We start from the raw sequence: 13381 nt of genomic DNA on the forward strand, positions 1-13381 counted from the left end.
GGGGCGAACGGCGAGCGCTGAAGGTAAAGTCCACCCGCATCCGCATGACGGCTGCGAGGAGAGCGTTCCGTCCGATAGCGCCGACCACCCGCATCAGGAGGACGGGCACGGGGACGGCCACGTGGCTCAGGCGGAGTCGCGGACGACCAGCCTGCTCGGGATCATGTGGACTCCCGGTGCGGGGTTGTTGTCGATGGCGTCCAGGAGGCGCAGGGCGGCGATGCGGCCGATCTCGGTCAGATTGACGTCGATCGTGGTGAGCGGGGGACGGGCGGCGAGCGTCATGGTCTCCCAGTTGTCGTAGCCGACGACGGCGACCGCCCCCGGGACCGGGATGCCGCGTTCGCGAAGCGTGTCGGTCACGCCGCGGGCGATCTGGTCGTTGCCGCAGAAGAAGGCGTCGGTGTCCGGCGCCGTGCGCAGCACCATCTCCGCGGCGCGCCGCCCCCAGGCCTCGCTCCAGTCGCCGAAGTGCGGCTTGCCGGTGACCAGTTGAAGGGAGGCGTCCGCGAGGAACCGTTCGGTGTGGCGGGCGCGATCGACGGCGGCGGCGTGGTGGGCCGGTCCCGTGACGTGCGCGATACGGGTGTGCCCCGCCGTCAGCAGGTGGTCGACGGCCAGCCGGCAACCCTGCGCGTCATCCGACACCACCGAGATGTCGGCGGGGTCGGTCGAGGGAGAGAGCGCGTAGACCACGGGTACGCCGCCGTGGACGCCGTCGAGCGGGGGACGAGGGTCGGTGCGACGGCCGGTCACGATGATGCCGTCGACGCGGCGGTCCATCAGGTTCCGCAGGTGGTGCTGCTCGCGGATCACGTCGCCACGGGTGTCGCACAGGAGAACGGAGATCTTGCCGGCGCCCAGCGCGTCCTCGGCGCCGAGGAGGACCGGGGTGCTGAACCGGCCGATGCCGTCCGTGGTCATCAGGCCCACCGTCCAGCTGCGGCCGGCGTACAGGCTCTGCGCCTGCTGGTTGGGGCGGAAGTCCAGGGCCTGGACGGCGTCGATGACGCGCTGGCGGGTCTCGGGTCGCATGCGCCCGGTTCCGCTGAGAGCCCTCGACGCCGTTCCCACACTGACGCCGGCCAGTGCGGCGACGTCGCTGAGCGTGGCCCTCGCCTTTGTGACCGTACGACCCGACTCCGACACACACAATCCTTTGCTCTCACCACCGCTGCGGTCATGGTCCCACCGCTTTCCCGTCTTGGCCAGTTGTGCGCAAACGTTTCCCACTCTTGGTCAGTTGTGCGCAAGCGAAAACTGGCAGCGCTAGCAGTCTTGACGCACGGGCGGGTTCACCATACGTTTCCGGCTTGAAAACTTTTGCGCAGTTGCTCAACGTGTGTTGCGCACTGCGTCGTCGTGACCGCCGTACAGGCACTGATATGGGGAACTCCATGTCCCGCGAGTCTTCCGCCCTCTCCGCGACCGGCCCGGTGCGGCTCGGCGCGTATCCACGAGCCGCTCAGCGGCCCACGGCCGCGCTGCCGGCCCCGCGTCATACGGCCGCCGGCGTCGCCGCCGGCGCGGTCGAGGGCTGAGACCCGTGGCCACGCGGCCGGCGTCATGCCGTGGGCGTGGTCCCCCAGCCGAGCACACGTCGAGGCCCTGAAACTTTCATCTCCTGCCGCCGACGTCCGCGGTTTCGCTCCGCACACCTCCACCCCCCAACCCATCAGGAGAGCTCGCAGTGAAGACAGTCAAATCCAGAGCAGGGCAGGCCGCTGCCCTGGTCACATCGCTCGCACTCGCAGCGGTCGGCACCGGACTCGCCGAGGCTCCCGCCCAGGCCGCCGCCACCCCCTCCACCACCCTGGTGGTCAGCGCGAACCAGTCGTTCCGTCCGGTGACGCACGTGGCCTCCGGCTCGCTGTACGGCCTGGCGGACGCGACGAACCCGTCGGACAGCCTGGCCCAGGCAATCAAGCCGAACACCTTCGTCCAGAAGCCCCAGGGCGGCAAGCAGCAGGGGACCGGCGACATCCTGACCGTGGCCCCCAAGGCGGCCAGGGTCGGCGCGAAGGTCGTGAACCGGCTGTCCGACGTCTACGCGGGCTGGCCGTACCAGTTCAGCTGGAACGACTGGTTCACCCTGGTCGACCAGCAGATCGCGCAGACCAAGTCGTCGGGGATCACCAACCTGGCCGCCTGGGAGCTGTGGAACGAGTCGGACAACACCTGGAAGTCGTCCAACGGAACATACGAGGACTTCTGGACCAGGACCTACCGGGAGGTGCGGGCCAAGGACCCGACGACCCCGATCCAGGGTCCGAGCTTCTCGGACAACATCAGCGACATGGACAACTTCCTGCGGAACGCGGTCGCGACCAACACCGTCCCCGACATCATCGCCTGGCACGAGCTGACCAGGGCCTCCAAGATCGCCGGTGACGTCGCCACGGTCGTCGGCCTCGAGCAGAAGTACGGCATCAGCCCGCGTCCGATCGCCATCGAGGAGTACGCCGCCCCGTCCGAGGTCGGCGTTCCGGGCGCCCTCGTGAGTTACATCGCCAAGTTCGAGCGGTTGGGCATCCACGACGCCGAGCTGGCGTTCTGGAACCAGTCCGGCACGCTCGGCGACCTGCTCACCAGCCGGGGCGGCTCGCCCAACGGCGCCTACTGGCTCTACAAGTGGTACGGCGACATGAGCGGCACCATGGTGACGACCACCCCGCCCGCGCAGACCGGCATCGACGGCGCCGCGGCGATGAACAGCGCGGGCAACCAGCTCAGCGTCATCTTCGGCGGCGGCTCCGGCGACAGCGCCGTCACCGTCAACGGGCTCGGCTCGTTCGGCGGCACCGTCCACGTGAAGCTCGAGTACACCCCCTCGCCCGGCCGTACGGTGGCCGTCTCCGGGCCGTCCACGCTGAGCGAGTCGAACTACACCGTGTCCAACGGCTCCATCACCGTGCCCGTCTCGGGGATGAACTCCACCTACGGGTACCACCTGGTCGTCACCCCGGGCAGCGGCGGCGGGACCTCGCTGGCCGGCACCTACCAGATCAAGAACGTGAACAGCGGCCTCGCCCTGGACACCACCAACTCCGGCACCGCCCAGGGCACCCTGGTCGACCAGGCCACGCCCTCGTCCAGCAACACCCAGACCTGGACGCTGACCGACGCCGGCTCCGGCCTCTTCAAGATCGTCAACAAGGCCAGCGGACTGCTCCTCGGCATCACCAACATGAGCACCAGCAACGGCGGGACCGCCCTGATCTGGGGCGACAACGGCACCGCCGACCACCTGTGGCAGGTCATCTCCGACGGGAGCGGCCACTACAAGCTCCGCAACAACAACAGCGGCAAGGTGCTCGGCGTCACGAACATGAGCACCTCCTCCGGCGCTCAGGTCCTCCAGTGGGACGACAACGGCACCGCCGACCACCTCTGGACCCTCACCGCCCGCTAGTCCGAAGACCGGGCCGTTGATGTAAGTACGGCTTGATCTGAGTACGGCCTGATTTGAGCGCGTCTCCCGCCGCCGGCACCCCTGATCGGTACCGGCGGCGGGAGACGCGCGTCGCCAGACCCGCATCGACGGTCAGGGCCGAGGGACGTCCGTCAGCTCACGCAGACGGCGTACCGGGGAGAGCAGGGCCACGACCGTCCCGGCGAGCATCAGACAGGAACCCGCCACCAGGGTCGCCCGCGACCCGAGAGCCGTCCCGGCCGCGCCTCCGGCGAGGGCCCCGATCGACTGCCCGCCGAACGCGAGGAACCGCCAGGTGGCGTTGACGCGGGACAACAACTCCGCGGGGATCAACGCCTGGCGGAACGTCTGCTGGTTGATGCCGTAGAGCGAGGGCCCGGCGCCACGCAGGAGCTGCGCGACGGCCAGAACTGCGAAGACCGCGACAAAGGGTCCGGTCGCGGCGGCCAGCACCAGGCCCGAGACCGAGGCGAAGGACATCCCCGCGATGAAGGCCGGGCCCGGGCCCAGACGGCGGGTGATCCGAGGCGCTGTCAGCGCGCCCACGACGCCGGCGACACCGCTGAGCGCGACGAGCGCCCCCACCTGGCCGGCCGGCAGACCGATATCGCGCACCAGGTAGAGCATCAGCACGACGGCCTGCGTCTGACCGGCGAACGCGCCGACCGTGGCGGCCGTCACGACCGCGCGCATGACGGGGTGGGCGAACACCGCGCGCCATCCCTCGACGATGCCGGCGCGCAGGTGCGTGGGCTGCCGCTCCTCCGCCGCCGCGGTCTCTGCCGCGGGCGTGTCCACCCGTCCTGAAGCCTGGATGCGCATCTTGAACAAGGAGGAGACGAGGAACGAGACCGCGTCGACGACCATGGCGATCGGCGCCGTGAGCGCGGCGACCAGCAGACCGCCCAGCGCGGAGCCGGTGGTGTTGACGGTGGCGTTGCTGAGCATCAGCGCGCTGTTCGCCGGAAGGAGCTGGTCGCGCGGAACCAGTTGCGGCGTGAGGGATTGCGCCGCCACCGTGGCGAAGAGATTGGCGACACCCGCGAGAAGCATCACCACATACAGGTGCCACATTCGCAGCAGGCCCAGGGCGGCCAACGCGGGAATCGCCCCGATCAGCAGCATCTGTGAAACGTCGCCGATTATCAGAACGCGCCGGTACGGCATCCTGCCGACCCACACCCCAGCGGGCAGGCCGAGCACCAGATGGGGCAACCACATCACCGCGCTCAGCACGCCCATCTCCGTGGCCGACGCGTGGAGACAGACCACACTGGTCAGCGGCAGCGCCACCGTCGTGACGCTCGATCCGAACAGCGAGACGGTGCTGCCGGCGAAGAGGCGGCGGAAGTCGGCGTGGCGGACGAGTACCGTCCGCAGGCCCCAGGGTCGCCCGGAGTCCTCACCCGCGTCATATGCCGATGCCGCGGATGCGTCGCCGCCGGAGCGCATGGTGCGACCTTACCCGGGCACGACGATTCGTCGGGAATCTCGCCATTCAGCCGGTCGCGACCATCGACGCGAGGCGGCGGACGAGCCGGGCGGCGGCCTCCCGTAATTCCGGGGGCTCCAGCACCTCCGCCTCGAAGCCCAGCCCGGCCACGCGTACGGCGAGCCAGTCCAGGTCGTCGCCGCCGACGACGAGCACGCACCATCCGTCGCGGTCGTCCTCGACCCGTCCCACCTGGGGCGGCACCAGCTCGCGCACCCGGCCGGGAGGCGCGTGCAGCCGCACCCGGGCGAGATGTCGGTACGGCGCCTCGGCCACGGACCGCCGCACGTAGGCCACCGGATCAGGATGCTCCCGCGCCCGGAAGCGCCAGGTCGTCGCCACGGCATCCCGCATGCGGTCCAGCCGGAAGGTGCGCCAGCCGTCGCGGTCGACGTCCCAGGCCATCAGATACCAGCGGCGGCCGGTGGCGACCATCCGCGCCGGCTCCACCGTGCGCTCCGGTTCCCCGCCGTCGCGGCCGGCGTACCGGAACCGCACCCGTACGGCGTCGCGGCATGCCCGTGCGAGCGTCACCAGCAGCTCGGGATCGATTTCGACCCCCGGGCCGACGAGTGTCTCGGTGGCGTCGTGTACCGCGCGCACCTCGGCACGCAGCCGAGGCGGCATCACCTGGTCGAGCTTCGCGAGCGCGCGCAGCGCCGCCTCGCCCGCCCCGGCGACCGTGCCTCCCGCCGCCAGCCGCAGGGACACCGCCGTCGCGATCGCCTCGTCGTCGTCGAAGAGCAGCGGCGGAAGCCGGGCGCCCGCGCCGAGGTGATAGCCGCCGCCGAGGCCGGCCGTCGCGTGCACCGGATAGCCGAGCGCGCGCAGCCGCGCCACGTCGCGGCGCACCGAGCGGTCGGTGACGCCCAACTCGGCGGCGAGCTCGGCCGCGGTCCAGGACGGACGGCGCTGCAGCAGCATCAGCAGCCGCAGCACCCGCTCGGTCGTCGCCTCGACGGTCACCCGCTCATCGTTCCACCGCTCATCGCTCCATGCTCATCGCTCCATGCTCATCGCTCCATGGTCATCGCTCCATGCTCATCGCTCCATGCTCATCGCTCAATGGTCATCGTTGATCGCGGAACGATGCTGTCCGCTATATGCGGGAGCGTGGAGCACAGCCGACCGAACCCGGATCGGCAGGCGAACGGAAGGCGAGCGGAAATGGCGCGCGACGTCCAGATCACCATCGATTGCGCGGACCCGGCAGGATTGGCGGTGTTCTGGGCCGAGGTACTCGGCTATCGGACGCAGGACCCGCCCGCCGGCTTCGAGTCGTGGGAGCAGGCCCTGGAGGCGATGGGCGTGCCGCCCGAGCGCCGTAACGACGCCTCCGCGGTGGTCGACCCCGGTGGCTCCGGGCCACGGATCTTCTTCCAGCGGGTGCCCGAGCACAAACAGGTCAAGAACCGTGTGCACGTCGATGTGCGAGCGGCCCCGGGGCTCACGGGCGACGCGCGGATGGCGGCCCTGGAGGCGGAGGCCGAGCGGCTCGCCGCCCACGGCGCCACCCGGCTCCACCGTTATGAGCCCGCACCTCCGCTCGGCGCCGGCCACATCACGATGGCCGACCCCGAGGGCAACGAGTTCTGCCTCGACTGATCGGCGAGAGGCCGGGCCGGCATCGTCCGGCCCGGCCGTCCCACCGTCTCACCGTCTCAGGGACGCTCTCTCAGCGCAGGACGATCGTCGTCACGGCGCGCGGCGCGATCGTCACGCTCTTGCCGTGCAGGGGGATGGAGGCCACCGCGTTGTTCTCGTCGGTCACGTAGGCCTCGGCCCGGCCGTGGCCCTTGATCTTGTCCCATGTGGCGGAGCTGGTGCCGGTGTTGAGGATCTCGATGACGCGGGAGCCGTCGGAGTTGCGGAACGCGGAGACCTTCAGGTTGGGATCCGAGGCGGTCGCCCCGAGCCGCACCGCGCCGGGCCGGATGAACCTGCTGTACGCGGCCATCGCCCAGAGCCGCTTCGACACCCGGTACGTCTTGGCCGTGGTGTCGATGCTGATGAGCGCCCTGGTTGAGCCGCTGGAAGCGCCCAGCCAGAAGATGTAGGCGGAGGCGTCGCCGAGGGTGAGGGCGTCGTTGACGGCCTGCGCGACCGTCATGCCGTCCTGGCCGCTGCCGTCGTCCCAGTTCCCGTCCCACGTGTTGCCGCCGGGGCCCCACTCCGACATCCAGGTGTTCCGGTCGGTGGGCAGCGGGGAGGTCGGGGGGCTGGCGTAGGAGTGCCCGGTGTGGACCGTCACCCAGCGGCGCGCCTCGGGGTCGGCCTCGATCGCCTGGGTGTACGCCTTGGCCTGGTCCCAGCCGAAGGAGTCGCAGCACACCACGTTCACCCCGGCGGCCGTGGCCACCGGGCCGAGCACCTTGACGAACTGGGCGGCCTCCTCGGGCGTGAAGCGCATGGACTCGTACCCGGCCGTCCAGTCGGGCTCGTTGGTGAAGCCCAGGTCCGTTATCTTGATGCCCTCCTGCTTGTAGAACTTCGCGTACTGCACGAGGTAGTTCGCGTAGGCCTGCTGCCACTCCGGCAGGAGCTTGCCGCCGTTCCTGGCGTCGCCGTTGTCCTTCATGTAGCCGGGGGCGCTCCAGGCGTCGGCGTAGAAGCGCGTCACCCCGTACTTCTTGGCCTCCTTGACCATCCAGACCTGGCTGTTGTCGTCACCGTTCCAGACATACTTGGGCGGCGCGGTCGGGCCGCCCGGGTCCTCCGGCTGGATCGACTCCATCTGGTCGTACGGGCTGCCGGTCGGCCGCGCTCCGATGCCGAGGCGGAGCATGCTGAGCCCGGCCCCCTTCGTGCGGCTGAACCACAGATCGAGGATCTCCCGCTGTTCGTCCTCCGGCAGGGCCTTGATCAGTTCGTTCCGCCGGAACGCCGTGGAGACGCCGAATCCGTCGATCTTCTGGTATTTGGCGCTGTTGTCGACGGTGATGGTGACCGTCGAGGCGGCCGCCGGCTGTGCCTGCCCGACCAGCGGGACGACGAGCAGTGCGGCCGCGAGAACGTGTTTGCGCATGGCTACTCCGGTGTTCGGATGTCGGGGGGTTACCCGTGCCTGAACAGGCGTCTCAGGAGCTTTTTCACCAGGATCGGGGAATGGTTCTTCGTGGTCGGGCTGATAGCGCTAACAATTCATGTCGGGAGCCGCGCGAATGGAAATCGGGGCATGCCTGGAATCGTGGCGGTCCGGCACGTCCGGTGCGGCGCACGAACGATACGTGATCTGGACACCCATAGTGGTAGCACGCCGGGCTGTCCGACTCAATATGCCAGATCGAATTACCGAAAATTTCGACTCATTCGTTCGGTGTGGGGAAGTGCGGGCGGCCTTCGGTCGTGGGTGTCCCGGCGTGCCCGGCGGCCGGCGCGGAGAGGTCTCCCTCGCCGTGCGCCTCCGGACGGCCGTCCGCGGCTGCTGGAGTCGACGCTCCCGGGGGTCATAGTCGCAGCTCAGGGCGGTTCGGGTCGCCGGGTGTGGGCGCGCCGCCGGTTTGGGCGGTCGTCGTGGGCGCACTCCCGGCTCTTGACTGCTGTTAGCGACGCGCCTACGATCCAGAACTAAAATTATCGAATTGGTACCGAAACTTTCTGTCCCGTCCGTAAGTCGCGACACACGTGCCGTGTCGTCGAAGAGCCAGAGCCGGGTAACCGACGGTTACGCGGCGCCGGAGTTCCCGATGGCGTGCGCGCCGTTTGCCTTGGTGGCTTCTCCGACGACTTCTCCAACGAGCCCTCTAATAACTTCTCTCCTCGGCGCTGATGGCTGCGCCCGCTCAGTGAATTGTCGAATTCTCCCCGTGAATGGAACGTATGGGTCTCCCACATGTACGGCCGGTGCCGCGCGGCCGCTCGAATTCGCGGTGAGCGCGCGCCGAAGGGCCACACAGGTGATCACGCCGGTCGGCTGTTCGAACACGTCCAGCGCCTCTCCACAGGTCATGGAAAGTCAAGATTGGAGCCGCTGATCCCCAGTGACAGCCGGTAACGAGACAGGTCAGCAGAACCGCCGCGCCCTTGTGGTGCGGGGCGGCTGGGAAGGGCACGTCCCGGTTCCGGCGACGGAACTCTTCATCCCCTTCCTGGAAAAGCAGGGCTTCGATGTGGTCCGGGCCGACTCCCCGGCGCCGTACGCGGACTCCGCGTTCATGTCGGGGGTCGACCTCGTGGTGCAGTGCTACACGATGGGCACGATCGAACCGGCGGAGGTCAGGGGGCTGGAGGCCGCGATCCGCGCGGGCACCGGAATGGCGGGGTGGCACGGCGGCATCGCCGACTCCTTCCGGAGCTCGTCGGAGTATCTGCACCTCATCGGCGGGCAGTTCGCCTGCCATCCCGGCAAGGCCGAGGAGCCCGACGGATCCGAAGGCCACTACTTCGTGCCGTACACGGTGAACATGCTCCCCGAGGCGAGCGCGCACCCCATCACGGCGGGCATCGGGGACTTCAGCCTCGTGACCGAGCAGTACTGGGTCCTGACCGACGACTACGTCGACGTGCTGGCGACCACGACCCAGCGGGTCCGGCCGTGGGATCCCTGGCAGCGGGAGGTCACCTCGCCCGCGATATGGACCCGGAGATGGGGGACCGGGAAGATCTTCGTCACCACTCCGGGTCACAACCTCGACGTCCTGCGCAACGACAACGTGCGGACGATCATTGAGAGAGGAATGCTGTGGGCGAGCCGGTGAACGTCGGAGTCGTCGGCTGCGGGGCCATCTCCGCGCAGTATCTCCCCACCATCGACCGGCTGCCGCGGCTGCGGCTGGTGGCCGTGGCCGATCTGGACCTCGACCGGGCACGGGAGGCGGTGCGGCCGTACCCGGGGGTCGACGTGATGACTGTGCCGGAACTGATGGCCGATCCGCGGGTCGACGTCGTGCTCAACCTCACCGTCCCGGCCGCGCACGCCGAGATCGCGCTGCAGGCCATGGCGGCGGGCAAGGACGTCTACTGCGAGAAGCCCCTCGCCGTGACGGCGGCCGACGCCGAACGGATGCTGCGGGCGGCCGGCGCCGCGGGGGTCCGGGTGGGCTGCGCGCCGGACACGGTGCTGGGCACCGGTACGCAGACGGCGCGCAAGGCGATCGACGACGGCCTGATCGGCAGGCCGGTCGCGGCGACCGCCACGATGATGACGCCCGGCCACGAACGCTGGCACCCCAACCCGGATTTCTACTACCTCCCCGGTGGCGGCCCGCTGATGGACATGGGCCCCTACTACATCACCAGCCTGGTGACGTTGCTCGGGCCGGTGACGTCGGTCGTCGGCGCGGCCGGCCGCACGAGGGCCAAGCGCACGATCGGCTCGGGCCCGCGCCGGGGCGAGGAGATCCCCGTCGCCGTCGACACCCACGTCACGGGGGTGCTCGTGCACGCCTCCGGAGCGATGTCCACGCTCGTCATGAGCTTCGACGGCGCGGCGACCACCGCGCCCAACATGGAGGTGCACGGCGAGGAGGGCTCGCTGGTCGTCCCCGACCCCAACCACTTCGACGGGCCCGTACGGCTCTCGCGGGTGGGGGAGGACGGCTGGCGTGCCCTGCCCGCCTCGGCCGGCTACGTCGAGGCGGCCCGCGGAGTGGGCCTCGCCGACTTCCTGTCGACCCCGGACGGCGAGGAACCCCGGACGAGCGGGACCGTGGCCTTCCACGTGCTCGACGTCATGGAGTCGCTGCTGTCCTCGGCGGGCTCAGGTGCGGCGGTGACCGTCACCAGCACCTGCGCGCGCCCCAGGCCCGTGGCGCTGGGCCCGGCCGGCGGGGCCGATCACTTGTCCTGACACTCCGGCTCGGGGAAACCGGCGGGTGTGGCGCGCAGCCTGCCGGCCAGTCGCCGCCCGGTGACGGCCGCGGCGGCGAGCGTGGCGGCGGCCAGGGCGATGCCGGTCCGGTCGGGCCGCCGTACGACCTCGGCGATCACGAGCGTCGCGGCCATGACGACCAGGGCGAGGGCGATCCCGCGATGGAAGCGCCCCGCCTCGGAGTGCGGCCAGGGCGGCGTTTCGAGGCGGGACTCCTCGCCCGAGCCGGGCGGCCGCGCGACGCGGCCGGCCAGGCGGTCCAGCGCGCGGGCGACGACGAGCAGCCCGGCGGCGTAGCCGTCCACCAGGACCGCCTCCGCGGTGAAGGGGCCGATCACGACGCGTCCACCGGCTCGCGAACGTCCGACAGCCGGGGCGCGGGGGTGGCGCCGGTGACCGGATCCGGCGCGGCCTCGCGTCCCCGGTGGCGTACGCCGAGCCAGGCGATCCAGCAGAGTGGCAGGACGCCGCCCACGATGAAGAGCAGGTCGCCGGGCAGCCGAAGCCATTCGAGCATGGTGACGGCGCGGCCGGTGAGGTAGGCCAGCGAGCGCGCCTCGAAGTAGCCCGCGGACACCGCTTCGTAGAGCTGCATCAGGCCGAGCGGCAGCAGGGTGGCGAAGCACATCCAGGCCAGGCCGACGTTCAGCGACCAGAACGAGACCTTCGCCCATTTGTCCGGCCAGCGCGACGAAGGGATGAGGTACCGCAGCGCGAACAGGCAGAACGCGACCGCGAGCATGCCGTACACGCCCATCATCGAGGCGTGGGCGTGGTTGGCGGTCAGGCCGGTGCCGATCTCGTAGTACGACACGACCGGCAGGTTGATCAGGAAGCCGAAGACGCCCGCGCCCAGGAAGTTCCAGAAGCCGACGGCGACCAGGAACATCACCGCCCACCGGTGCGGGAACGGGGTGCGCGACTCCGCCTGCTGCCGCGCCCCGAGCCGTACGAACGACCAGGCCTCCACGGTCAGGAAGGTCAGCGGCACGACCTCCATCGCGGAGAAGAACGCCCCCAGCGCCAGGTGCTCGACGGGCTCGCCGCTGAAGTACACGTGGTGCATGGTGCCGATCACGCCGCCCGCGGAGTAGAGGATCACGTCCAGGTAGACGACCACCAGGGCGACCCGCTCCCGCACCACGCCGAGCTGGACGAACATGTAGGCGACCATGACGGTCGTGAACAGCTCAAGGAAGTCCTCCACCCACAGGTGAACCACCCAGAACCGCCAGAAGTCGGTGACGGTGAACACGTCTCCCGGACGGGCCAGCAGGCCGACCGCGTAGACCCCGGGGATCGCCAGGCCGGAGAGGAAGAACATCGAGGGCAGGTTGCCGCGGCTGTCGCTCCGCAGGGTCGTGCGCAGCACCCGCCACATCATCACGGCCCACAACGTCATGCCGCCGGTCAGCAGGATCTGCCAGACGCGGGGCAGATCGAGCCACTCGAACTGCTGGCTGCCCCAGAAGTTTCCCGGCGCGACGAGCCCGTGGATGCTCAGCCCCTCGGCGATGAGAGAGCCGCACGCCACGACGGCCAGGGCGGCCAGCAGCGTCCAGGCGAGCGCCTTCTGGCCGCGCGGCTCGCGCCCGGCCATGAGGGGGGCGAGGAAGACGCCGGCCCCGAGGAAGGCCGCCACCACCCAGAACAGCGACAGCTGCAGATGCCAGGTGCGGGCCAGATTGAACGGGAGCAACTCGGCCAGGTTGAGACCGAAGAAGCTCGCGAGATCGGCCCGGTAGTGCTCGGTCGCGCCGCCGAGGAGCGTCTGGGCGAGGAAGAGCAGCACGACGACCAGGAAGAAGTACGCGGTGGCGCGCTGCGCCGGGGTGAGCGCCACCTCGTCGGGGGAGCGGAAGTCGACCGACGCCGCCTGGCGGCCCCGCCAGCCCAGGTGGCCGCCCCATCGGCCGACCGCCCCGAACAGGGCCCCGATGCCGGCCAGCAGCGCGATCAGCGACACCACGCTCCACACCACCGTGTCCGCGGTGGGGGTGTTACCGACGAGCGGCTCGGCCGGCCAGTCGTTCGTGTACGAGTAGGTCTCGCCGGGGCGTTCGGCCGAGGCGATCCAGGCCGTCCACGACAGGAACGCGGTCAGCCGGTGGATCCGCGCCGGGTCCGTGATCGCGCGCGGGCGCAGCCCCCGGTCCGTACGGGGATCGGCGAAATAGGCGCGGTAGTGCTCGGTGAGGGCGGCGAAGGCGTCCGCCTGGGCGCGGGTGTAGGTGAGCACGCCCGAGCGCGGGTCGTAGCGATTGGCCCGGAACTCCTGCCTGACCTGCTCGCGTGCCCCGTCGCCGCCGCCGTGGGCCCGGAGGGCGAAGGCCGCGGCCCGGCGCAGGTAGTCGGCCGTGTAGTCCGGCCCCAGGTAGCCGCCGTGCCCGAGCACCGATCCGTACTGCATCAGGCCGGCGGCCAGGAAGACCCGCTGCCCTTCCGCGACGTCGCGGCCGGTGAAGAGCGGCCGTCCGGCGTCGTCGGCCACCAGGCGCGGCACCGGCGGATGGGCCGTGTAGGTGCGGACCGCGAGCAGCCCCATGACGAAGAAACCGAACACGGCCACCAGCAGCGCCGCCTGGATCCACCGCCTGGAGACGAGCAGGCCCCGGTGCGTCCCCGTCCCTGTCCCTGTCCCTGTCCC

Annotated in this window: 11 protein-coding genes; 5 read left to right on the plus strand and 6 right to left on the minus strand. The window is 70.2% G+C overall.

Annotated elements, in window-relative coordinates:
* Positions 1-126: 126 nt before the first annotated feature.
* Positions 127-1149, minus strand: coding sequence for a LacI family DNA-binding transcriptional regulator (locus tag JOL79_RS14725; RefSeq protein ID WP_307848524.1), 1023 nt, complete (start codon positions 1147-1149; stop codon positions 127-129).
* A gap of 248 nt (positions 1150-1397) precedes the next feature.
* Between JOL79_RS14725 and JOL79_RS14730 the strand changes: the two genes are divergently transcribed.
* Together JOL79_RS14730 and JOL79_RS35425 are read left to right on the plus strand one after the other, a co-directional pair.
* A complete protein-coding gene (locus JOL79_RS14730) occupies positions 1398-1541 on the plus strand; it encodes a hypothetical protein (RefSeq protein WP_210156371.1) in 144 nt (47 codons plus the stop codon).
* A gap of 149 nt (positions 1542-1690) precedes the next feature.
* The gene (locus JOL79_RS35425) at positions 1691-3412 is read left to right on the plus strand and encodes an RICIN domain-containing protein (protein WP_210156372.1); all 1722 of its coding nucleotides are present in this window, start codon (positions 1691-1693) and stop codon (positions 3410-3412) included.
* Between the two features lie 132 nt (positions 3413-3544).
* On the opposite strand, the gene JOL79_RS14740 is transcribed toward JOL79_RS35425, so the two are convergent.
* Together JOL79_RS14740 and JOL79_RS14745 are read right to left on the minus strand one after the other, a co-directional pair.
* A complete protein-coding gene (locus tag JOL79_RS14740; protein WP_210156373.1) occupies positions 3545-4885 on the minus strand; it encodes an MFS transporter in 1341 nt (446 codons plus the stop codon).
* A 46-nt stretch (positions 4886-4931) separates the two neighbouring features.
* On the minus strand, positions 4932-5891 hold the full coding sequence (locus JOL79_RS14745; RefSeq protein ID WP_210156374.1) for a helix-turn-helix transcriptional regulator: 960 nt from the start codon (positions 5889-5891) through the stop codon (positions 4932-4934).
* Positions 5892-6092: 201 nt separating this feature from the next.
* Between JOL79_RS14745 and JOL79_RS14750 the strand changes: the two genes are divergently transcribed.
* Entirely contained in the window at positions 6093-6530 is a 438-nt protein-coding gene (locus JOL79_RS14750) for a VOC family protein (protein ID WP_210156375.1), read from the plus strand.
* Between the two features lie 70 nt (positions 6531-6600).
* Here JOL79_RS14750 and JOL79_RS14755 read toward each other — a convergent pair whose 3' ends face one another.
* Positions 6601-7950: a glycoside hydrolase family 30 protein gene (locus JOL79_RS14755; protein WP_210156376.1), complete on the minus strand. Its 1350-nt coding sequence runs from the start codon at positions 7948-7950 to the stop codon at positions 6601-6603.
* A 955-nt stretch (positions 7951-8905) separates the two neighbouring features.
* Between JOL79_RS14755 and JOL79_RS14760 the strand changes: the two genes are divergently transcribed.
* Complete coding sequence (locus JOL79_RS14760; protein WP_307848525.1) at positions 8906-9622, plus strand: ThuA domain-containing protein; 717 nt, start codon at positions 8906-8908, stop codon at positions 9620-9622.
* Complete coding sequence (locus JOL79_RS34000) at positions 9607-10713, plus strand: Gfo/Idh/MocA family protein (RefSeq protein ID WP_210156377.1); 1107 nt, start codon at positions 9607-9609, stop codon at positions 10711-10713. Before JOL79_RS14760 ends, JOL79_RS34000 begins: the two co-directional genes overlap by 16 nt.
* Here JOL79_RS34000 and JOL79_RS14770 read toward each other — a convergent pair.
* Together JOL79_RS14770 and JOL79_RS14775 are read right to left on the minus strand one after the other, a co-directional pair.
* A complete protein-coding gene (locus JOL79_RS14770; RefSeq protein WP_210156378.1) occupies positions 10701-11072 on the minus strand; it encodes a hypothetical protein in 372 nt (123 codons plus the stop codon). The genes JOL79_RS34000 and JOL79_RS14770 overlap by 13 nt on opposite strands.
* The gene (locus JOL79_RS14775) at positions 11069-13303 is read right to left on the minus strand and encodes a nitric-oxide reductase large subunit (protein ID WP_210156379.1); all 2235 of its coding nucleotides are present in this window, start codon (positions 13301-13303) and stop codon (positions 11069-11071) included. Before JOL79_RS14775 ends, JOL79_RS14770 begins: the two co-directional genes overlap by 4 nt.
* Positions 13304-13381: the final 78 nt, after the last annotated feature.

This window comes from Microbispora oryzae (genome assembly GCF_017896165.1).
Lineage (GTDB): Bacteria > Actinomycetota > Actinomycetes > Streptosporangiales > Streptosporangiaceae > Microbispora > Microbispora oryzae.